The sequence below is a fragment of the Allorhizobium sp. NPDC080224 genome, assembly GCF_050281005.1.
Taxonomy (GTDB): domain Bacteria; phylum Pseudomonadota; class Alphaproteobacteria; order Rhizobiales; family Rhizobiaceae; genus Allorhizobium.
In genome coordinates this window covers 386390-407854 of sequence record NZ_JBNNWJ010000001.1, presented here as the reverse complement: position 1 = coordinate 407854, position 21465 = coordinate 386390, and the positions used below count along the sequence as shown (strand labels likewise).

Annotated in this window: 22 protein-coding genes and 1 tRNA gene; 8 read left to right on the top strand and 15 right to left on the bottom strand. The window is 61.3% G+C overall.

Going from position 1 to position 21465, the window contains the following annotated elements:
* Window positions 1-22: 22 nt before the first annotated feature.
* The 8 genes from ACQKP1_RS02040 to ACQKP1_RS02005 form a co-directional block, all read right to left on the bottom strand.
* Window positions 23-1108 (bottom strand): HD domain-containing phosphohydrolase, encoded by a 1086-nt coding sequence (locus ACQKP1_RS02040; protein ID WP_427274003.1) that lies wholly within the window; start codon window positions 1106-1108, stop codon window positions 23-25.
* A gap of 17 nt (window positions 1109-1125) precedes the next feature.
* Entirely contained in the window at window positions 1126-3381 is a 2256-nt protein-coding gene (locus tag ACQKP1_RS02035; protein WP_427274002.1) for an ATP-binding protein, read from the bottom strand.
* A 2-nt stretch (window positions 3382-3383) separates the two neighbouring features.
* The gene (locus ACQKP1_RS02030) at window positions 3384-3878 is read right to left on the bottom strand and encodes a molybdopterin-dependent oxidoreductase (protein ID WP_427274001.1); all 495 of its coding nucleotides are present in this window, start codon (window positions 3876-3878) and stop codon (window positions 3384-3386) included.
* 17 nt (window positions 3879-3895) lie between these two features.
* Window positions 3896-4291 (bottom strand): response regulator, encoded by a 396-nt coding sequence (locus ACQKP1_RS02025; protein WP_427274000.1) that lies wholly within the window; start codon window positions 4289-4291, stop codon window positions 3896-3898.
* Between the two features lie 203 nt (window positions 4292-4494).
* Entirely contained in the window at window positions 4495-5118 is a 624-nt protein-coding gene (locus ACQKP1_RS02020) for a nucleoside/nucleotide kinase family protein (RefSeq protein ID WP_427273999.1), read from the bottom strand.
* Window positions 5115-5897, bottom strand: a complete 783-nt coding sequence (locus tag ACQKP1_RS02015) for an ATP-binding cassette domain-containing protein (protein ID WP_427273998.1) — start codon at window positions 5895-5897, stop codon at window positions 5115-5117. The genes ACQKP1_RS02020 and ACQKP1_RS02015 overlap by 4 nt, the downstream gene beginning before the upstream one ends.
* Window positions 5897-6979 (bottom strand): ABC transporter permease, encoded by a 1083-nt coding sequence (locus ACQKP1_RS02010; protein ID WP_427273997.1) that lies wholly within the window; start codon window positions 6977-6979, stop codon window positions 5897-5899. The genes ACQKP1_RS02015 and ACQKP1_RS02010 overlap by 1 nt, the downstream gene beginning before the upstream one ends.
* 138 nt (window positions 6980-7117) lie before the next feature.
* Window positions 7118-8143 (bottom strand): sugar ABC transporter substrate-binding protein, encoded by a 1026-nt coding sequence (locus ACQKP1_RS02005; protein ID WP_203019372.1) that lies wholly within the window; start codon window positions 8141-8143, stop codon window positions 7118-7120.
* Between the two features lie 231 nt (window positions 8144-8374).
* On the opposite strand from ACQKP1_RS02005, the gene ACQKP1_RS02000 reads away from it, so the two are divergent.
* Window positions 8375-9619 (top strand): ROK family transcriptional regulator, encoded by a 1245-nt coding sequence (locus tag ACQKP1_RS02000; RefSeq protein WP_427273996.1) that lies wholly within the window; start codon window positions 8375-8377, stop codon window positions 9617-9619.
* Window positions 9603-10031, top strand: a complete 429-nt coding sequence (locus ACQKP1_RS01995) for an RbsD/FucU family protein (protein WP_427273995.1) — start codon at window positions 9603-9605, stop codon at window positions 10029-10031. Before ACQKP1_RS02000 ends, ACQKP1_RS01995 begins: the two co-directional genes overlap by 17 nt.
* A gap of 3 nt (window positions 10032-10034) precedes the next feature.
* Here the strand turns inward: ACQKP1_RS01995 and ACQKP1_RS01990 are convergent, their stop codons facing one another.
* The 4 genes from ACQKP1_RS01990 to ACQKP1_RS01975 form a co-directional block, all read right to left on the bottom strand.
* Window positions 10035-10769, bottom strand: a complete 735-nt coding sequence (locus tag ACQKP1_RS01990) for a Crp/Fnr family transcriptional regulator (protein ID WP_054149102.1) — start codon at window positions 10767-10769, stop codon at window positions 10035-10037.
* A 157-nt stretch (window positions 10770-10926) separates the two neighbouring features.
* Window positions 10927-11967 (bottom strand): 4-hydroxyproline epimerase, encoded by a 1041-nt coding sequence (locus ACQKP1_RS01985; RefSeq protein ID WP_427273994.1) that lies wholly within the window; start codon window positions 11965-11967, stop codon window positions 10927-10929.
* Window positions 11968-12254: 287 nt separating this feature from the next.
* A tRNA-Arg gene (locus tag ACQKP1_RS01980) sits at window positions 12255-12331 on the bottom strand.
* A gap of 117 nt (window positions 12332-12448) precedes the next feature.
* A complete protein-coding gene (locus ACQKP1_RS01975; RefSeq protein ID WP_427276378.1) occupies window positions 12449-13882 on the bottom strand; it encodes an ATP-binding protein in 1434 nt (477 codons plus the stop codon).
* Between the two features lie 438 nt (window positions 13883-14320).
* Here ACQKP1_RS01975 and rpmH point away from each other — a divergent pair, with 438 nt between their 5' ends.
* From rpmH to yihA, 5 genes are read left to right on the top strand one after another with little or no spacing between them, the layout of a single operon-like run.
* The gene (gene rpmH, locus ACQKP1_RS01970; protein ID WP_006727993.1) at window positions 14321-14458 is read left to right on the top strand and encodes a 50S ribosomal protein L34; all 138 of its coding nucleotides are present in this window, start codon (window positions 14321-14323) and stop codon (window positions 14456-14458) included.
* A gap of 32 nt (window positions 14459-14490) precedes the next feature.
* Window positions 14491-14880: a ribonuclease P protein component gene (gene rnpA / locus ACQKP1_RS01965; protein ID WP_069042425.1), complete on the top strand. Its 390-nt coding sequence runs from the start codon at window positions 14491-14493 to the stop codon at window positions 14878-14880.
* Window positions 14880-16670, top strand: a complete 1791-nt coding sequence (gene yidC, locus ACQKP1_RS01960; RefSeq protein WP_203019365.1) for a membrane protein insertase YidC — start codon at window positions 14880-14882, stop codon at window positions 16668-16670. Before rnpA ends, yidC begins: the two co-directional genes overlap by 1 nt.
* A 57-nt stretch (window positions 16671-16727) precedes the next feature.
* On the top strand, window positions 16728-17636 hold the full coding sequence (locus tag ACQKP1_RS01955) for a DMT family transporter (protein ID WP_203019363.1): 909 nt from the start codon (window positions 16728-16730) through the stop codon (window positions 17634-17636).
* Between the two features lie 48 nt (window positions 17637-17684).
* The gene (gene yihA / locus ACQKP1_RS01950; protein ID WP_203019361.1) at window positions 17685-18344 is read left to right on the top strand and encodes a ribosome biogenesis GTP-binding protein YihA/YsxC; all 660 of its coding nucleotides are present in this window, start codon (window positions 17685-17687) and stop codon (window positions 18342-18344) included.
* A 58-nt stretch (window positions 18345-18402) separates the two neighbouring features.
* Here yihA and ACQKP1_RS01945 read toward each other — a convergent pair whose 3' ends face one another.
* The 3 genes from ACQKP1_RS01945 to ACQKP1_RS01935 all read right to left on the bottom strand — a co-directional run bounded on the left by ACQKP1_RS01945 (window position 18403) and on the right by ACQKP1_RS01935 (window position 20389).
* Window positions 18403-18960, bottom strand: coding sequence for a fasciclin domain-containing protein (locus tag ACQKP1_RS01945; protein ID WP_427273993.1), 558 nt, complete (start codon window positions 18958-18960; stop codon window positions 18403-18405).
* A 180-nt stretch (window positions 18961-19140) separates the two neighbouring features.
* Window positions 19141-19857, bottom strand: coding sequence for an anti-sigma factor (locus tag ACQKP1_RS01940; RefSeq protein ID WP_427273992.1), 717 nt, complete (start codon window positions 19855-19857; stop codon window positions 19141-19143).
* Window positions 19844-20389 (bottom strand): sigma-70 family RNA polymerase sigma factor, encoded by a 546-nt coding sequence (locus ACQKP1_RS01935; RefSeq protein WP_203019356.1) that lies wholly within the window; start codon window positions 20387-20389, stop codon window positions 19844-19846. Before ACQKP1_RS01935 ends, ACQKP1_RS01940 begins: the two co-directional genes overlap by 14 nt.
* 174 nt (window positions 20390-20563) lie before the next feature.
* Here ACQKP1_RS01935 and argB point away from each other — a divergent pair, with 174 nt between their 5' ends.
* Window positions 20564-21451, top strand: coding sequence for an acetylglutamate kinase (argB, locus tag ACQKP1_RS01930; RefSeq protein ID WP_203019355.1), 888 nt, complete (start codon window positions 20564-20566; stop codon window positions 21449-21451).
* Window positions 21452-21465 lie beyond the last annotated feature (14 nt).

Sequence of the window (21465 nt, the reverse complement as noted above, 5' to 3'; positions counted from 1 at the left end):
TCCATCCCGCCGGATCAAAGGATCAGGCAACCCGTTCGTTCGCGGAAGCCACCGCCTTGTCGGCCTCCTCCATCTGCTCGCGGCGATCCTGCTCCATGATTGCCTGGATCCGCGGAAGCGCCCGCTCGAAGGCGGCCACACAATCCGGATCGAACTGGGTGCCGGCACGGCCGAGGATATGCTCGACCGTGCGCTCAAAGCTCCAGGCCGGCTTGTAGGGGCGTTCCGTCGTCAGCGCGTCGAAATTGTCGGCAACGCAGACGATGCGGCCGGAGATCGGGATCGCGGTTCCGACGAGCCGGTTCGGATAGCCCTGACCGTCCCAGCGCTCATGGTGGCTGGCGGCAATTTCCGAGGCCAGTTGCAGAAGTGATGAACGGGAGCGTCCGAGAATGTCGCTGCCAATTTCGGCATGAGACTGCATCTGGCGATATTCGGCTTCCGTCAAGCGGCCCTGTTTCAGAAGAACCGTATCGGGCATCGCGACCTTGCCGATGTCGTGCATTGGGGCCGCGAGCCGAATGTCGTGGCAGACATGGCTCGGCAGTCCCAGTTCGATCGCGATCGCTTCCGAATAGGCAGCGACACGCAATGTGTGGCGGGCCGTTTCCGGGTCCTTGTATTCGGCAGCGAGCGTCAGGCGATGGATGATTTCCTGCTCGCGTTCACGCAGTTCGCCCACGGCACGTTCGACCTCACGGCGAAGCCACTCGGCCTGGTCGGCAAGCTGGCGACGGGCACGGGCGAGGCTGACGATGTTCTGCACGCGCGCCTGAAACTCGACGGGGTTCACCGGCTTGGTCAGAAAATCGATCGCACCGGCATTGAGAGCCGCCATGCGGGTCGTCATATCCTTGTCGGCGGTGACGAAGATCACCGGGACGTTGGCATATTTCTCGAAACGGACGATCTCCGTGTAGAGCTCCACCCCGTTATAGACCGGCATCTGGTAATCGATGATGGCAATGTCGAAATCGAGTTCCGGCAGGGCTGACAGCACAGCGTCGGGACTCGCAAAAGGCAGGGCTTCGCAGTGATCGAGCTTACCGACGAGCTTCGTCAGGAGCTTCAGATTGGTGCTGTTGTCGTCCACCAACAAAATACGCATGAACGCCTCCGTGCTTCTCAGGCAACCAGTTTGAATTTCAGCGCGAGAATTTCCTCGCCCAGCATTTCGATATCCGCGGCCTCCGGTCTCTGGCTGCGCAGCGCATGGGCCTTTACGGCCAGATCATTGAGCCCGACATTCGAGGCCGCGCCCTTGATAGTATGCAGGACCCGGTCGATCTTCTCCGGATCGTTGCGACGAAGGGCCTCGTTCAGCTCGTCGAGCAGACCGGTCGCATCGTCGAAGAAGGACTCCACCAACTCCTGGAACACCTCTTCGCCCAGGGCATCCACCAGTTCGGCGTGACGCGCTTCGTCCAGCCCTTCGATGCCGAGGGCAGGCATGGCCTGAAGCGGGATTTCGGCAAGATCGAGCTCAGGCAATTCGAGCTTCTGGGGGGCGGTTGTCGTGGCCGCTGCCGGCACGCTTTCGCGGGCGGAAGACGTGGTATGGGCAATCATTTTCTTCAATCTCTCAAGTGTCACTGGCTTGGATTCAAATCCCTGCATGCCCGCTTCCAGGCAGCGGCGTCGGTCATCGTCGGAAGCGTTGGCGGTCATGGCGATGATCGGCGCATCAGCAGAGGGACCGCGCTCCGCGATGATCCGCTTCGTTGCCTCGATGCCGTCCATGACGGGCATCTGCATGTCCATCAGGATGAGGTCGAAGGCTTGTTCGCGAGAGATGGATACGGCTTCGGCACCGTCATTGGCGATCTCGACGTCCTGGCCCAGACGTGCCAGAAAACGGGTCGCGACGATCTGGTTGACCTTGTTGTCTTCGACCAACAGGATGCGGCAACGCGGCAGCGTCTCTTCGGCGACAACCTTTGCAGCAAGGCCGTTTGCCTCTTCGCGGGTGACCGGGACAACGCCCAGTTCGAACCAGAAGATCGAGCCGACACCGACCGTGCTGCTCATGCCGAGCTCGCCACCGAGCTTCTCGACGATCTGCTTACAGATGGTGAGGCCGAGACCGGTGCCGCCATAGCGACGACTGATTGAGGCATCGACCTGGGAAAAGGGCTTGAACAGCTTGTCGAGGCCAGCCTCATCGATGCCGATGCCCGTATCTTCCACCTCGAAGCGGATCATCAGCTTGCCTTCGCGGTAGAAGTCGCGCAGGCGCAGAGTGACTGTTCCCTGATGGGTGAACTTGACGGCATTCGACAGGAGATTGAGGAGAACCTGGCGCAGACGCGTCGGGTCGGTCTTGACGTAGAGCGCCTGCAGGGAATCCGGCAGGTCGAGGATCACCGTATTCTCGTGATCGTCGGCGCGGCCGCGGATGATGCTGACCGTGCTTTCGGCGAGCGCGCAAACGTCGAAGGCACGCTCCTCCAGCTCGAGCTTGCCGTGCTCGATCTTGGAGAAGTCGAGGATCTCGTTGATGATCTCGAGCAGCGCCTCGCCAGACGAGCGGATGGTTTTGACGCTCTGGATCGTGTCGTCGGGCAGCTCCGAGAGTTCGAGCAGTTCGGACATGCCGAGGATCGCGTTCAGCGGCGTACGGATCTCGTGGCCCATGGTGGCCATGAACTGCGACTTCGCGCGGTTGCCGGCATCGGCCGCTTCATAGGCCTCGCTCAATTGAGTCGCCATGACCTGCAATTCGTGGCTCGACTGACGGACCGAGCGAAGCTGTCGATTGAGCGTGACGACGAGGAAGACGACCGACACCATCAGCAGGGTCAGCATGACGGTGGAGGTTCGCTCCAGGTTGAGGATCGTTGACCGGCTATCGGCCCGCTCATGGCTGACACGGGTGTTAGTATACAGCAGGAAATCTTCTGCCACGCGCCCCATGGAAACCAGCGCCGCGTCGAGCTCTTCCAACTGTTCGGACGTGGGCACCGTCCCGGCCGCGTAGTCATCGAAAATCGGCTGGACCTTGCGGACACCTTCCGTCACGGCGGCGATGTAGCCGCGAATGTGTTCGTCGCCGGAAAAATAGGTGCCGAATTTTGCCTGATCGAGGATGGAGACGCGGGAATAGAGGATGTCGTAGCGCAGGGACAGTTCGTCGAGCAGCCGGGCATCCTGTGGATCGCCCTTTACGCCGGTCAGGCTATGATTGAACTGCCGCACTTCGCGGTCCAGTTGGTAGACGGACCAGAGCGAGTTTTCGCGGACGCCATCCTCCATGATCCGGTATTGGCGCGCGATATCGACGAAGAGCACCAGAAGCACGATCAGAAGCACCGCAGACACGGTCTGCAGGACGAAGGCAACAGTGCCTCCGCCTGCAAATTTCCGTGCTGTGGCGCCTGTCATTGTCACTGGCCGACCTCGATTTCCTTGATCTGCCAGACTGAGCGCGAGAAGTATTTCTCGTTGAACAGGTCTGCGTTGAGATCAAATGGATAGACCAACATCAGCGGACCCTTGTCGCGGACCGACATCGGCTTGCCGTCGAGCTTGGTTGCCAGGATGGTGTCGAGCTTGGCGTCTTCGGCCGGTACATCGGCGGCGTAGTCGTTCAGAGCACGGACCTTCAGGCTCGTGCCGGTCGCACCGACCGCAGCCAGGATCTCGCGCAGGAGCGGGCCTTCGAAGGTGACCTTGCCCGTCGTCCAGGGCGTTTCCATCTCGCCCTTGCGGCCTTTCAGCTTCTCCAGCATCGCCATGTCGAACTGAGCGGCATCACCGGCATTGGTATTGGAGATCTTGCCCGTCACGGTCAGCACGACCGGACCACTCGGCGCCTCCAGCGCGAGGGCCGCCGTTGCCGAGAGACCAATTGCAAGTATCGTAGCGATAATGCTCTTCATGGTGCAGCTCCTTCCGATCAGGCCGAACGCAGTTCAGGATGCACGGCGCCCGCGCCGAGGTGATCCGAAAGCAGCTTGCGGAACGCGACCGCTTCAACCGGCTTGTGCAGGAAGTCCGTGATACCGGCGGCTTTTGCTTCTTCGCGAAGACGCGGCTCGTCGTCCGCCGTCACCATCACCACAGGAACATCACGGTAACGGTCAATCAGGCGCACGGCCTTGACGAACTGAAGACCGGACATGCCCGGCAGCAGGTGGTCGACAATCAGCATTTCGAAATTCTCGGCATGACACAGCATCAGTGCCGTGTTGCCGTCGCCGGCGACCTTGATCTCCTCGACGGTGACCTTCCTTGCGAGATGCTTGATGATCATCGCATTGGTCGGATTGTCTTCGACAATTAGTATGGCCATTTCCAAAACCCCCATAAACACGCCCAGCCCGGGCTCCGTCAGCCTTCCAGGCCGGACGGGAACTGCGTTAACCTTTCATGGAGGAGTTGTATCAGGGGGAGGCTGAAATTCGCTGAACCAAACCGGTACAATTTTACCGATGGCACATTTAATTAGAACTTAAGAATTTTCGCAGGCTCGACTATGCCTTGAGCCAAACAGGTTCAGAACGTGTCGAAGGTGAAATCGGCCGTCCGACTGCGTTCGATGACCAGCCTACCGTTGGGCAAATCATTGCTTTTCACTTTCGCATCGATCTGTGCCGGTGTGAGACCATAATGGGTCCAGCGCGCCACGAGCCTACGCTCGAGTTCTTCGATCGACGGCGCGACCATGACGGTGAGGTCGAAGAGGTCCGCCAGGCTCGCCCAGCGTCCTTGCTCCAGCAGCAGATAATTGCCCTCGGCAATGACGATGCGATCTTCCGCTGCAATGCACCGCGCGGCGGCGATGGCGAGTTCGCGGTCACGATCGAAGACGGGCGTAAAGACTTCGCCGCCGGCCTTTATGGCCCTGAGGAGATCGTCCAGGCCCCTGATGTCAAAGGTATGCGGAGCGCCCTTGCGCGCGATGTCACCGCGCTCTTCAAGGATCGCATTGTCGAGGTGGAAGCCATCCATTGGCAGGACCGCGCTGCGGTGGCCCCTCTCCGTCAGAGTTTCATGCAGGCGATCCGCCAGCGTCGACTTTCCCGCACCAGGCGGTCCGGCGACGCCGACGAGCAAGCGGGCACCATCCTGCGCCCGCCGCTCGATCTCGGTGATCAGATCATCCAGCACCGGCGTCATGCGGCGCGCTCGACCTCTGGGGCCGGACGGGCGCCAGTCATGAAGGCGACGGCATCCGACATGGTATAGTCCTTCGGATTGATGACGCAGAGACGCTTTCCGAGGCGGTGAACATGGATGCGATCGGCCACCTCGAAGACATGCGGCATGTTGTGGCTGATCAGTACGATCGGCAGGCCGCGCGAGCGGACGTCAAGGATCAGTTCGAGCACCTTGCGGCTCTCCTTGACCCCGAGTGCGGCCGTCGGCTCATCGAGGATGATCACTTTCGAGCCAAAGGCCGCCGCACGCGCGACTGCCACACCCTGGCGCTGGCCGCCCGAGAGCGTCTCCACCGCCTGGTTGATGTTCTGGATGGTCATCAGGCCGAGTTCGGAGAGCTTGTCGCGGGCGATCTTCTCCATTGCAGGCCGGTCCAGCTTGCGGAACAGACTGCCCATGACGCCCGGCTTGCGAAGTTCGCGACCGAGGAACATGTTGTCCGCAATCGAGAGCGCCGGCGACAGAGCGAGGTTCTGGTACACGGTCTCGATGCCGGCATTGCGCGCATCGATCGGCGAACGGAAGTTGATCTGCTTGCCTTCGAGCCTGATCTCGCCCTCATCAGGCGAAACGGCACCGGAGATCGCCTTGATCAACGAAGACTTGCCGGCCCCGTTGTCGCCGATGACGGCGAGGATTTCGCCTGGATAGAGATCGAAGTCTGCCTGATCGAGGGCGGTAACGCGACCGTAACGCTTGACCAGGCCGCGGGCTGTGAGAATGGGTTCCTGGGTCATCAGCCTGCTACCTTTCTGATCCACTGGTCGATTGCCACGGCGGCGATGATGAGAACGCCGATCAAGAGATAGGTCCATTGCGGGTCCGTGCCGATCAGGCGCAGGCCGAGCTGGAAGACACCAACGATCAGCGCGCCGAAGATCATGCCGAGGATCGAGCCACGCCCGCCAAAGAGCGAAATGCCGCCGATCACCACGGCCGTGATGGATTCGATATTGGCAAACTGTCCGGCGGTCGGGGAAACCGAGCCGATTCGGCCGATCAAGGCCCAGCCGGCGAGCGCGCAGATGAGGCCGGACAGCGTGTATACGGAGATCAGCATGCGCTTGACGTTGACGCCTGCGAGTTCCGCCGCATCCGGATCGTCACCGACCGCATAGACGTGGCGGCCCCAGGCGGTGTGGTTCAGCACGTACCAGAGGAGTGCAACGAGGAGCACCATGGCGATAACGCCATAGGTCAGCACCGCGCCACCCATGCGGATGTTCTCGCCGAAGAACTTGAGGATCGGCGCGTTGGCGTCGATGTCCTGGCTGCGGATCGTCTCGTTGGCGGAATAGAGGAAGTTGGTGGCGAGCACGATCTGCCACATGCCGAGTGTGACAATGAAGGGCGGCAGCTTCATGCGCGCCACGAGCACGCCGTTGATGAAGCCACAGAAGGCGCCGACGCCAAGACCGCAGATCACAGCCAGCTCGGGAGGAAGGCCGTAGCGGAAGGCAAACTGACCCATGACGACCGAGGAGAGCACCATGATGGCGCCGACCGAGAGATCGATACCCTTCGTCAGGATGACCAGCGTCTGCGCCGCTCCGACGATACCGACGATGGCGACCTGCTGGAGAATGAGGGTCAGCGTGAAGGCGGAGAAGAACTTGCCGCCGAGAATAATGCCGAAGACGGCGATCGACAGCACAAGCACGATGAGCGCTACGGCTGCCGGGCTCGAATGCAGGAAATGCTGGAAGCGCTCGAGGGCACTCTTTTCGTGACGGTCGAACGAGGCGACTTCGGTCGAACTCGACGTTAGGACCTTCTCAAATTCCTGCGGGGTCCGCGTCTCGGGATTGGCCGGCTGCATGGGTCATCCTCCCTGCCGTTGGTCTAGTATTCTACATGAAGGATACGCCCGGCCTGCCGCCGCGCAAAGGCCGGGCGTTGCGCCTGGCGGCGGGAGACGGACTCCCGCCGACGTTTCAGTTCAGGCGCAGGAGTTCGATCAGCCCCAGCACTTCTCGGTGCCGACCTTGGTGTCGATCGACTCGACGCCAGCTGCCGGCTTGTCGGTGACGAGAGCGACACCCGTGTCGAAGAAGTTCTTGCCTTCGGTGGCAGCCGGCTTTTCGCCGGTGTCTGCGAACTTCTTGATCGCCTCGATGCCGAGCGATGCCATCAGCAGCGGATACTGCTGCGAAGTCGCACCGATGACGCCTTCGGCGACATTCTTGACGCCCGGGCAACCGCCGTCGACCGACACGATCAGCACGTCACCTTCCTTGCCAACGGCCTTCAGCGCTTCATAGGCGCCGGCAGCTGCAGGTTCGTTGATGGTGTGAACGACGTTGATGGACGGATCCTTCTGGAGAAGGTTTTCCATGGCGGTGCGTCCGCCTTCTTCGTTGCCGTTGGTGATGTCGTGGCCAACGATGCGCGGATCGGTTTCGTCGCCGATCTTGTTGATGTCGACGGTGTCGATGCCGAAGCCCTTCATGAAGCCCTGGTTACGCAGGACGTCGACCGACGGCTGCGAAGGGGTGAGGTTCAGGAAGGCGATCTTGGCGTCCTTGGCAGCGTCACCGAGGGTTGCAGCAGCCCACTTGCCGATCAGTTCGCCAGCGAGAAGGTTGTCGGTCGCGAAGGTCATGTCGGCGGAGTCGATCGGCTCCAGCGGCGTGTCGAGGGCGATGACGAGGAGTCCTGCGTCACGGGCCTTCTGGACGGCCGGAACGATGCCCTGCGTGTCGGATGCGGTAAGCAGGATGCCCTTTGCGCCATCGGCAATGCAGGTTTCGATGGCGGCAACCTGGCTTTCCGAATCGCCGTCGATCTTACCGGCATAGGACTTCAGGCTCACGCCGAGTTCGGCGGCCTTGGCGGTCGCGCCTTCCTTCATCTTGACGAAGAAGGGGTTGGTGTCGGTCTTGGTGATGAGGCAGGCAGAAACGTCGGCTGCCTGCGCCGGGGCGGCGAAAACAACGCCGAGGGCCAGGGTCGACAGGGCAGCAGTGATCAGAGACTTTTTCATTTGGTAATCCTCCCGAATGGTGTCGGCCAGCTCCTCCGGCCGCAGCGTGTCGGCACGGATCACCCTCCGGCGATCCGATCGGCTGCCATCAGGCATCCACTCCTCCACGGGCCCATTTAGAACATGAGGAGATTTCAGCTGTCAATAAATAAATCCAGTTGAATTATTAAATCGGTGTGACATTCTGCGAGCGCTTTCGTAAAAGGAAGCGGTCGGGAGGAGCGGCCTTCAGTGTCACAGGATGATCATGCACGACTGGCGGATCCGGCGCCCAGGGTGAGCGCCGGCGGCGGCTCGAACCAGGTGCGCGTGCGCGCCTATAACGAGCGGCTGGTGCTGTCACTGGTTCGGCAGAATCCCGGCTGTTCGAAGGCCGACATCGCACGCCTCACCGGCCTTTCCGCCCAGACCGTCTCGGTCATCATGCGCTCGCTCGAAAGCGACGAACTCTTGATGCGCGGCGAACCGATCCGCGGCCGCGTCGGCCAGCCATCGGTCCCGATGTTCATCAATCCGGAGGCGGTCTTCTCCTTCGGCGTGAAGATCGGTCGTCGAAGCGCCGACCTCGTGCTGATGGATTTCGCCGGCACGATTCGGGAGCAACGCCACCGCACCTATCGCTACCCCCACCCCGACCACCTCCTGCCCTTCATCTGTGACGGCATCGCCGCCATGGAAGCGGAAATGGACGAAACGATGCGGGCGCGCATTGCCGGAATCGGCATTGCCGCACCCTTCGAACTCTGGAACTGGGCCGAGGAAGTCGGCGCACCGGAAGGGGCGATGGATATCTGGCGCAGGGTCGACCTGCAGGTCGAGGTACAGACGCGCATGGCGCATCCCGTCTATCTGCGCAACGACGCGACCAGTGCCTGCGGGGCAGAACTGGTGTTTGGCGCAGGCCAGCGCTATCCGGATTTCGTCTACTTCTATATCGGCTCGTTCATTGGCGGCGGCATCGTCGTCAATTCGTCTCTCTTTGTCGGCCGAACCGGGACCGCCGGGGCCATCGGCCCCCTGCCCGTTCGTGACAAGCACGGCCAGACGCGCCAGCTTCTCGACATCGCCTCGATCTTCGTTCTCGAGAACCTGCTGCGAGAGCGTGGGCTCGATCCCCAGCCGCTCTGGTATGCGGCGGAAGAATGGATCGACTTCGGCGAGCCGCTGGAGATCTGGATTCAGGATACGGCCGCAGCGCTGGCCCAGGCCGTCATCGCGGCCGCATCAATCATCGACTTTGCCGCCGCGATCATCGACGGCGGCTTCCCGGCCTGGGTTCGCCATCGCCTGGTCAAGGCCACCATCGAGGCGATGAACCGCCTCGACCTGCAGGGCGTCGTCATTCCCGACATCGTCGAGGGCGAGGTCGGAGATCAGGCCCGCGCCATCGGCGGCGCAAGCCTGCCGATCTTCGACCGCTATCTCATCGATCAAACCGTGTTGTTCAAGGATACCACCCATGCTGAAGGGCATTGATCCCCTCCTGAGTCCCGAGCTTCTTGCCACCCTGCGCGCGATGGGTCACGGCGACGAGATCGCCATCGTCGACGGCAACTACCCGGCGCTCGAACACGCACGACGGCTGGTTCGCCTGGATGGCCATCACCTCGTGCCCGTGCTGAACGCGATCCTCAGCGTCATGCCGATCGACGATTTCGTGCCGGAGGCGATCTTTCGGTCTGTCGTCGGCGGCAAGCCCGACCAGATCGACCCGGTGCATCAGGAAATCATCGATTGCTGCGCCCGCCACGAACCAAAGGTAGCGGTGACGAAGCTGATCGGTGCGGATTTCTACAACCGGGTGAAGGCCGCCCATACCGTCGTTCAGACGGGGGAGCCGCGGCTTTACGCCAATGTCATTCTGCGCAAGGGCGTTATCTACCCGTAAGCCTCAGCCTTCGAGGGCGCGCGAGATCCGGCGGGACAATTCCACAGGGTTCTTCAGAACGATGGCACGGCTGGTGCGCTCCACCAGCTGCTCGCGCGCCAGCCTCGACATTTCGCGCGACACCGTTTCGCGGCTGGCGCCGATATGTTCTGCCAATTCCGCATGCACCAGCGGCGGCGAAATGATGCGTTCGCGACCTCCGTCGTTGCGCACGCGCGAAAGCCTGAGCAGCGTGTTGTAAAGGCGGTGCTTGGTGTCGAGAAAGGACAGCTCCGACAAACGGTCGTTCATCGCCCGGATACGCTTCGACAGAAGCTGCAGCAGCGCCAGCGCGACATCCGATCTCTGCCGCAGGATGTCGAGAAAGACGATGCAGGGGATCACGGTCACTGTTGCGTCGCTGACAGCCATGAGGCTTGCGGATCGCGCCATGTCATCGATCGCCGACTGCTCGCCGAGGATGTCGCCGCGTTTGAAGCTGCCGAGAATGGCCTCCTTACCGACGGAGAAGCGCAGCACCGCGCGGATCTCGCCCGTCTGTACGATGAAGACGTCCTTGGACATATCCTCGAAGTCGACCAGACTTTCGCCGGCACTCAGCGTGCGAGAATGGCAGCGCAAAAGCCACTCGCGGTCCTCTTCCGGCGTAAGACCAGAAAAAATGGCACATCCGCGCAGTGTCGGAAGCGTGGTTGCCGGAAGCGGCAGGGCGGAGCCTGTCGTAGCGTTTGCTTTCATTTACGGATTACTTGTCGCGTTCATGACGATGGAGCTTACTTATTCGCCGGCATTCATGCTTAGCAAGATGTCGAAATCCAAGACCCTTACAATTCGGCTACCGCAGAGCATCGAATTTCATTCAATTTGAAACAATGCAGAAACCGGTGCGCAAGAGTCAACCGATGGAGCCGGAGGACGGTCCCCAGACGTCGGTGAGCGCAAAACCCCGCTCGAAGGGATCGAAGGGGTCAAGCGCCACCTGATGCAGACCGAAGGTGAAGCCGCGACCGCTGATGGTAGGGATAACAGCGGGACGTCCGGCCACCTCCGACAGGGCCGAGAGTCCGACCTCGAATTCGGAGCCGATGATCGACCGAGACAGCATCACGTCGCCAACCTTCGCCTTGCCACGCGCATGGAGCGTCGCAAGATTTGCGGAGTTGCCGGTGCCACAGGGCGAGCGATCGACGCGCCCCGGCCACATCGTGGTGCAGGTGCGGATCGCACCGTCAGGATCGACATCACGGAACATCACATAGGCCACGCCCGAGATCGCGGGTATCTCGGGATGGACCACCGGGATCTTGCGATTGATCTCTTCCTTCAGGATCATGCCGGCCTCGACCAGTGCCCGCGCATTGCCTTTCTCGATCGTCAAACCGACCTGGCCCACATCGACAAGTGCATAGAAGATGCCGCCATAGCTCAGATCGAAGGTGATGCGACCCCATTGTTCGGTGTCGAGCGTCACATCCAGTTCGTGTACGAAGGACGGCACCATGGTGAGCTTAACGCGCTCGCAGCGCCCGTCACGGCAGGTCGCGGTCGCCTTGACGAGGCCGGCTGCCGTTTCCAGCATGACGATCGTCTCGGGCTCCTGCATCTCGACCATACCGCTTTCCAGAAGCGCCGTCGTCACGCAGATCGAGTTGGAGCCGGAGCTCGCATGGGCCTGGTCGGGCTGGAGAATGACGAAGGCGGCATCGGCGGAGGGGGTCTTCGGCGGCAGCAGCAGGTTGACGGAACCGATCGGCGCGCCGCGCGGCTCAAGCACCAGCATGCGTCTCAGCGCCTCGCCCTTGGGATCGGTGTTCAGCCAAAGCAATTGCTCCGCCACCGTCTCACCCGGGATCTTCGGCACGCCACCGACGGCAACCTTTCCGATTTCACCCTCGGCGTGAACGTCGAGCAATTGAAGAGTGCGCTTCCATCTCATGTCATTACCCCATGCCGGTCGACCAACCCGCCGCGAAAACGGGCCCCTGCCCTTCAAGAGCACAAGCTTATGCGACATCTCAAGGGGATACATCACAGGTGGCGACCTGCAACGTTGCCGGCGCCGTGTTAAATCAGGGGAACGAGATATCCAAGTGCTTTTATTGCGTGTTTGTGAAAACGGCTTTGGTGATCGCCCGGGAGTAAGCCGCACGGAGATTCACGGGAATGAGCTTGCCCCTTGGTCAGCTGACGCCGACGATCATGCCATCATGAAAGGAAAAGGAATGGCGCACCCGAAAGGATTCGAACCTCTGACCCCCAGATTCGTAGTCTGGTGCTCTATCCAGCTGAGCTACGGGTGCTTGCCAAAACCGACTGTGCGTCGGCGTGTGGCGATCCTCTAAAACGGGACGATCAGGATTGCAAGCGCCCATTTGAAAAAAGAGTCATTTTCCTGTCACGTGCCTTGCCGTGCGACCTTACGCGCGCGCGCGCCAATCGTCGAGAGCCACTGGCCTGTCGGGGATTTCGACGCGGAACATGGTGCCGGGACCCGGCTTTTCCACAAGGGCGATTGTTCCGCCATGGGCGATCACAAGCTCTCGGGCAATCGCAAGGCCGAGGCCCGTGCCGCCGGAACGTGCCGAACCCCGGAAGGCGGTGAACAGGTTTTCCCGTGCCTTGCGCGGCATGCCAGGACCTGTGTCGTCGATGACGATGGCCACAACCGATCCGGTTCGCTGTGCGGATACGGTGATGCGGCGGACGTGCTCGGGATCATCTGGCGTGAAGGTGGCCAGCGCCTGAATCGCGTTGCGGCAGATATTGTGAATGACGCGGAAGAGCTGTTCGCTATCGGCATCCACTTCGATATCGACGCCGACATTGTCGATGAATTCGATGCCCGCCTCGTGGCTCAGGTGCAAGAGATCCCGAACCTCCTGGCAGACTTCCGACAAAAGGAAGCGGCGACGGCGCGGCTCAGCTTCCGAGGTCTGGCCATAGGAGAGAACCTCGCTGGTGTAACCGACGGCGCGATCGATGGTGCGCAAGAGCTTGGGGGCAAAGCTCTTCACCAGGGGATCATCGACATCGACCAGGCGGTCGGACATCAGCTGGGCCGAGGCCAGGATGTTGCGCATGTCGTGATTGATCTTGGAGACGGCGAGACCGAGGTCGGCGAGCGTCTTCTGCTGGCGCAGCGTCTTCTGCAATTGGTCCTGCATCCGTGAAAGATGACGCCCCGCGACCGCGATCTCGTCATTCCCGACGGTCGGCGGCAACACGCGGGCGGGATCTTCGGGATTTTCCGCAAACACCTGCATGCTGCGGGCCAGTCGCCGCACCGGCATGATCATCACGCGATTGATCGCCAGGAACATCAACACAGCAGCGATGACGGAAATAATCAAGGATACGAAGAGGATGTTGCGGGCATAGCCAAGCATGGCCTTGCGCAGCGGCGCTTCGTCCATGACGATCTCGACGGTGACATCACTGCCTTCCGCGATGGGCCCGTAGACGCGCAGCAGACGGTCGCCGCCAAAAATCAGCGTATAGAAGGCGTCGCGGATCGACCCGAGTTCCGAATAATCCGAGAGGTCGAAGGCGGCATCCACCTCGTTCGGCATCTCGGTCACGGCAAGCAGGCGCGAGGTACCATCCTTGCGAAGCACGATAGCCTTCGTTCCCGTGGTCGTCAGCGTATCTTCCTGGACGTTGCGCGGCAGTTCCAGTGGCTGTAGCCCGTCGATCACCACGCCGGCGGCAGCCGCCGTATTCAGCCGATCCTGCAGCCAGCGCTGGCGCATCGTCGCGACGGACGGCGCGAAGATCAGGATTTCGGCCAGCATGACAAAGGCGATCGTCAGCCACAGGAGTTTGCCGGAGAGCCCCCTGATCCGGGACGGCATGGCATACCCCTCGGAGAGGTCGGCCTGCAGATGACTGTCCTGCCGGTCGAACATCGGCCCTCATTCCTTGTCGTCCGTGTCTGTCGCGCAATTGTGACGCTGCCCAAAACGACGTGACGACGCCAGTGTAACGCGGTGTTTTCAATGCCTAGCACGCGCAAGCCGTGAAGAAACATGAAAGTTTGGTCATGTTCTTTCGCGGGGTTACCAACCTTAACGAAGGAAGCGGCGTGGCGGATGTGTGGCAAGGCGAGGTTTTTTCGCCTTCATTCGCAGGATAAAGGCATCACGGCGACCTGATTGACTCCTGCGCCCCCTGACACTATAAGCCGCGCACGTTCGGAAACAGGCGCCCGGCGGCGCTTACCCGTGCGACGAACCAAAACGCTGTTGCAATTTGCACATCCAAGAAGGGCCGCACCCCGCGGTATTAAATAAATGTCGAAGCGTACTTTCCAACCTTCCAAGCTTGTTCGCAAGCGCCGCCACGGCTTCCGTGCGCGTATGGCCACCAAGGGCGGCCGTCAGGTGCTCAACGCTCGCCGCGCTCGCGGCCGCGCCAAGCTTTCGGCCTAAGGCCGGATGAGCCCGACGAGACTGACGGGCCCATGACGTCCACGGACTCCAAGACATCTGTTGGCCGGCTCAAGAGCCGGCCTCAGTTCCTCGCCGTCAGGCACGGCGAAGCGCGCAAGGGTCGCACCTTCCTGCTGGAGGTTCTCGACCGCAAGGATGACGCGCCGCCCCGCGTGGGCTTCACGGTCACCAAGAAACATGGCAATGCAGTGGAACGTAACCGCATGCGGCGCAGGCTGAAAGAAGCCGTGCGACTGAATGCGGCGTTTGCAATGCAGCCGGGACACGACTATGTCATTGTCGCCCGGCGCGAGGTACTGGATGTGCCTTTCGATCAATTGTCCCGGCAATTGATCCTGCGCATCGAAAACCGCCAGACGAATAACTCCCGGTCAAACAAGACCGCTCCCAGGAAAGAGTGATGCAGAACAACCGCAACTATTTCATCGCGATTGCCTTATCGGTGGTGATCGTACTCGCCTGGCAGTTCTTCTATATGAACCCGCGTATCGAGGCCCAGCGTCAGGCTCAGGAGGCGCAGATCGCCCAGCAGCAGGCACAGGCCGAGCAGCAGGCAACGAACCCAACCGCCACTGTTGACGGCAGCTTGCCGGCGGGAGGGGTCACAAATCCGGAAGCAAGCCGCGATGCCGCCGTTGCCACAACTGCACGCATTGCCATCGAAACCCAGGACCTCGAAGGTTCCATCAACCTGACCGGCGCTCGCTTCGACGATCTGAAACTCCGGCAGTATCGCGAGACCGTCGACCCGACGAGCCCGATCGTCACGCTCTTCAACCCTGCCGAAACGCGTGATGCCTATTTCGCCGAACTCGGCTTCATCGCCGGTGAGAATGCCGGATCGGTTCCGGGTCCGAACACCGTCTGGACCGCGCCGGAAGGTGCCACGCTCACGGAAGCGACACCGGTGACGCTGACCTACACGAACGAGGCCGGCCTCACCTTCACCCGCACCATCTCGGTCGACGAACACTATATGTTCACCGTCGAGGACCAGATCGTCAACAATGGCGCTGCCTCCGCAAGCCTCGCGCCTTACGGCCGCGTTACCCGCTACAACAAGCCGAGCACGCCTTCGATCTTCGTTCTGCATGAAGGCTTCCTCGGCGTTCTCGGCGCCGAAGGCAGCCTGGTCGAGCACGACTATTCGGATGTCGAAGAAGCCGCGATCACCAATGCCAAGGCGACCGGCGGCTGGCTCGGGATCACCGACAAGTACTGGGCCGCATCGCTGATCCCGCAGCAGACCCTGCCTTACGAATCGCGCTTCTCCTACTTCACCGACGGTCAGGCCCGTTTCCAGGCCGACTACAAGAACGATGCCGTGAGCATTCCGGCCGGCCAGAGCACCTCGGTCAAGACCCTGCTGTTCGCGGGAGCCAAGCAGGTTCCGGTCATCGACAGCTATCAGGAAAGCCTCGGCATTCCGAAGTTCGACCTGATGATCGACTGGGGCTGGTTTTACTTCATCACCAAGCCAATGTTCCACCTGATGGACTACTTCTTCCATCTCGTCGGCAATTTCGGCGTAGCCATCTTGCTCACCACCATCGTCGTCAAGCTGCTGTTCTTCCCGCTCGCCAACAAGCAGTACGCCTCCATGGCCAACATGAAGCGTGTGCAGCCGAAGCTCGAAGAACTGAAGACCAAGTATGCCGACGACCGCATGGGTCTGCAGCAGGCGATGATGGCGCTTTACAAGGAAGAGAAGATCAATCCAGTGGCCGGCTGCTGGCCGGTGCTCCTGCAGATCCCGGTCTTCTTCGCGCTCTACAAGGTCATCTACGTCACGATCGAGATGCGTCATGCGCCGTTCTTCGGCTGGATCCAAGATCTCTCCGCTCCCGATCCGACGAGCCTCTTCAATCTGTTCGGGCTGCTGCCCTTCACCCCTCCGCTCTTCCTGATGATCGGCGTCTGGCCGCTGATCATGGGTGTGACCATGTGGGTCCAGATGCGCATGAATCCGACGCCGCCGGATCCGACCCAGGCGATGCTGTTCAACTGGATGCCCGTTATCTTCACCTTCATGCTCGGCACGTTCCCGGCTGGCCTCGTGATCTACTGGGCGTGGAACAACACGCTGTCGATCCTGCAGCAGGCCTTGATCATGAAACGTCACGGCGTGGAGATCGAACTGTTCAAGAACATCGCCAATACGTTCCGCCGGAAACCGGCCCAGACCAAGTGACGATCAAAAGCCCCGGCCAAGCCGGGGCTTTTTCTATGGTGATCGAGATTCAGGCCCATGGCAGACATATCCTCCTCCGCACAACGCTCCTGGCTTGGCATTGCTCTCGTTGCCGGCTCGGCAGTCGCCTGGAGCTATGGCGGTGCTATCCAGCGATTCATCGGCGTGGAGGACGGCTGGACGATCGTGTTCTGGCGCTGCCTGTTCGCTGGCCTTTTTCTCCTTGCCTTCATGCTGATCCGTGACCGGATCGATGGCACGATCCGCCTGTTCCGCGCCATGGGCTGGCCGGGCTTCTGCATCGCCGTCGGTTTTGCCCTCGTCTCGACCTTCTTCGTGCTTGCCGTCACCATGACACCGGTAGCCAATGTCGTGCTGTTCATGGCATCCATCCCGCTGTTTGCAGCCCTTCTCGCGCGCGTCGTGCTCGGGGAACCGATCACGCCGGTCACCTGGGGTGCCATCGGTGCGGTCATCCTCGGTGTGGGAATCATGGTCTCGTCCTCGATCGGCGAAGGTGGCTCGATCCTCGGACTGGCGCTTGCTGCGGCGATCCCGGCAATCTTCGCCTGCATGACAGTGCTGACCCGCCGCTATCCCGGCATCCGCATGACGCCGGCTGCCTGCGGCGGCTCCTTCATCGCCTGCGCTATCGCAGCAAGCCAGGCCGGCGCCTTTGCCGTCGGCTTCCAGGACCTCACCTTGCTCTTTTGCTTCGGCGCCCTCAATCTCGGGCTCGGCATGGCGCTCTACGTCACCGGTGCCCGGATGATCCCCTCGGCACTCGCGGCGCTTCTCGGCACCGCCGAGATGATCCTTGCGCCTGTCTGGATGGTCCTTCTGCATAACGAGATCCCGTCGGGGCGCACGATCATCGGCGGCGCGCTCGTCATGGCCGCCCTGTTCACCTATCTGATCAGCCATGCGCGGCAGGCCTCGCGTCCGGTCCCGACCGCGGCTGCTTGACTTTCCGGGCCAAAACCGGGATCTGTCCCGCTTACGAAAGGCCAGCCCATGACCGAAATACACGACAAACCCGACCAGCCGCTTTTCGGCCGCCCCTGGATCTTCATCCGCGGCGTGCCGTCGATGGAATTCCTGCCGCCAGAAGGGCCGCTTGAAGTGGCCTTTGCCGGACGCTCGAATGTCGGCAAGTCGTCGCTGATCAATGCGCTCGTCGGCCAGAAAGGCCTGGCTCGCACCTCGAACACGCCCGGTCGCACGCAGGAACTCAACTATTTCGTGCCCGACGGCTATTCCGGCGGGGCAGGCGACCTGCCGCCGATGGCGCTCGTCGACATGCCCGGCTACGGCTATGCGCAGGCGCCGAAGGAACATGTCGATGCCTGGACGAAGCTCGTCTTCGATTATCTTCGGGGTCGCGCGACGCTGAAGCGCGTCTATGTGCTGATCGACAGCCGTCACGGCATCAAGAAGAACGATGACGAGGTGCTTTCGCTGCTCGACAAGGCCGCCGTCTCTTACCAGATCGTGCTGACCAAGACCGACAAGATCAAGGCCCCAGGTGTCGTGAAGCTGATTGCGGAGACGCAGGAAAAGATCAAGAAGCGCCCCGCAGCCTTCCCTGTCGTGCTTTCGACATCTTCTGAAAAAGGTGATGGCCTCGACCAATTGCGCGGGGCAATCAGCGAGGCCATCGGTCGGAGCCTTTGACGCTCAGGCTCCGATCAGATCGGCCCGATCAGGCGGTGACCGGGTCGAACCGTATTCCTTACATCTTCGGCAGGATCACCGCGTCGACGACGTGAATGACGCCGTTCGACTGCTTGACGTCCGCGATGGTCACGGTCGAGACGCCGCCGTTTTCGTCGGTCAGCGTCACCTTGCCGTCGGCCGCCTTGCCCTTCAGGACACAGCCGCCGACGGTCGCGACATCGGCTTCACCGCCATTGTCGGAGATCATCTTGACGAGGGCTTCCGCCATCACTTCCGACGCCACGACGTGGCAGGTCAGGACCTTGGTGAGCTGTTCCTTGTTCTCAGGTTTCAGCAGCGTGTCGACCGTGCCGGCCGGCAGCTTGGCGAAGGCCTCGTTGGTCGGAGCGAAGACGGTGAACGGACCGGCGCCCGAAAGGGTTTCAACGAGACCGGCTGCCTGGACGGCGGCAACGAGCGTCGTGTGATCCTGCGAGTTGACGGCGTTTTCGACGATGTTCCTGGTTTCGAGCATTTCACCACCGCCGACCATCGGATTGGCGGCATAGGCTGCGGCAGCCCCTGCCAGGATGGCTGCGGAGAATGCGAGCGGGCGAAGAGCGGTCTTGAACATTGAAGGTATCCTCTTATCCTTGGTGTTCACGATCGTGTCCCAGCGGTTCGGGCGGGACATCGGGGCATTCCTCAGCGGGAACACCACCAAGGACGGCGGGTTGTCCAAAGAAGTTTCAGGCGGCCCGAAAAAATCGACCGCCTGAAAACAATCCATTGAATTCGTGAGGGAATTTCTTCGTCAGGGACGAACTTTGCCGAGCGCCACGACAGGCCCGGTGGCTTGCCCGGTCGGCGATCCGCCGAAAGGCTCTAGGCTGACGGCCAGCACGACGCCTTCGGTCAGGCGGGCGCGCAGATCCTCGGGAACGTCGAGTTCGCCTTGCCCGGTCTGCGGCAGCACGCCGAGCGAGATCGGCGCCTGTTCACCTTCGACGAGCCACAGTTCAAGGGACTTCTCATCTGAACCACCGCTTGCGACGGGGGTGACAGCGAGGCGGCCCGAGTTCCCGTCGTAGCGTGCATGCAGGGCAATCGCCTGGTTCTCGCCAGCGAGTTCGGCGGTCAGCGCCGCCTGCGGCTTCGGACGCATGCGTTCTGCATAATCGAGCCCGAACACTAGACCGAGTGCCGCAATGGAAGCAAAGCTCAGGCCCCGCCAGAGTACCAGCGAATTCCACAGGCTGCCCTTTACCGCCGCGACCGCGGCAGGAGACGCAAACAGCCGATCCTCGATCTTCGAAAACAGCTGATCCGGCGGTGTAGCCTCGGCGTAATCGTCGTTGAACTGGATGAGGTTCTCTTCCCAGCGCTTGACCATGGCGGCGAACTGTCGATCGTGGCGCAGGCGCGCGTCCACCTTCTGACGCTCAGTTCCGCTCAGGACACCGAGGACATATTCGCCCGCGAGAACTTCATCTCGCGACCGGTCTCCCTTGCTTTGGTCAGGCGTGCTCATCCATGCACTCTCTCAGTTTCAAAAGGCTGCGCCGCAGCCATGTGCGCATCGTGTTCAACGGAACGGCGAAATGATCCGCCAGCTCCTGGTAGGACAGCCCCTCGACATAGGCCTGGCGAACGGCGAGCGCCCGATCAGGATCCAATGCCTCCAGGCAGGTGTCAATGCGGCCGCCCTCGGATCTGAGCACCGCATGCTCTTCTGGATCGGGCGCCAGATCGGCAATATCGGCCGCAGCTTCGATGTCTTCTCCTTCCGGCCGCCGTGCGCGCAGACGATCGATGCAATGGTAGCGGACGATCGCGCAGAGCCAGGGATAGGCATTGTCGCCCGCACCCGTATAGGTCCCGGCCTTGTGCCAGATCTTCACGAACACATCCTGGAGAGCCTCTTCAGCCTCTCCCCTGTCTTTCAGCATACGCAGACAGATGGCGAAAAGTTTCGCCGAAATGCGACCATAGAGCAGAGAAAAGGCGGCACGGTCCTTCAGCGCCACGCGGGCCAGCAAGCCGCCGATATCGTCGCGTTCCATGAAGCCCCCTGGTGCAGTTGGCCGAGATATAGAGCACCATTTTCAGCAGACAATGCGACGAGAAGAAGAAGCATGTCATGATGCGCCCATCATGGGTCGCTTATATTGCCGGACAATTATTCCCTCTGTCGTCCGGATGCGCTAAAAGGCCGCGATCCAGAACGAGGGTATCCGATGACGGCTTCCGAAAGCGAAACGCAGGCCAGGCTTCTCGCCCAGGCCCTGCCCTTCATGCAGCGCTATGAAAACAAGACCATCGTTGTGAAATACGGCGGTCATGCCATGGGCAATCCGGAGCTCGGCAAGGCATTCGCTGCCGATATCGCGCTTCTGAAGCAGTCCGGCGTCAACCCGATCGTCGTGCATGGCGGCGGCCCGCAAATCGGGGCGATGCTTGCCCGCATGGGCATCGAATCACGCTTCGAGAACGGTCTTCGCGTCACCGACCAGAAGACGGTCGAGATCGTCGAGATGGTGCTGGCCGGTTCGATCAACAAGGAAATCGTCGCGCTGATCAACCAGACCGGCGAATGGGCGATCGGGCTTTGCGGCAAGGACGGGAACATGGTCTTTGCCGAAAAGGCGCAGAAGAAGGTCCGCGATCCCGACAGCAATATCGAGCGCGTGCTCGACCTCGGCTTCGTCGGTGACGTCGTCGAAGTGGACCGCACCCTGCTCGACCTGCTTGCCCGCTCCGAAATGATCCCGGTCATCGCGCCGGTTGCGCCTGGCCGCGATGGCGCCACCTACAATATCAATGCGGACACCTTTGCCGGTGCAATTGCAGGCGCGCTCAATGCCTCGCGCCTGCTTTTCCTCACCGACGTGCCCGGCGTTCTCGACAAGGATGGCAAGCTGATCAAGGAACTGTCGGTCGCTGAAGCCCATGCGCTGATCAAGGACGGGACGATCTCAGGCGGCATGATCCCGAAGGTCGAGACCTGCATCGAAGCGATCCAGGCCGGCGTCCAGGGTGTGGTCATCTTGAACGGCAAGACCGCCCATTCCGTGCTGCTCGAACTCTTCACCGAGACGGGTGCGGGCACGCTGCTCGTTCCCTGACCCGGATCTCAACG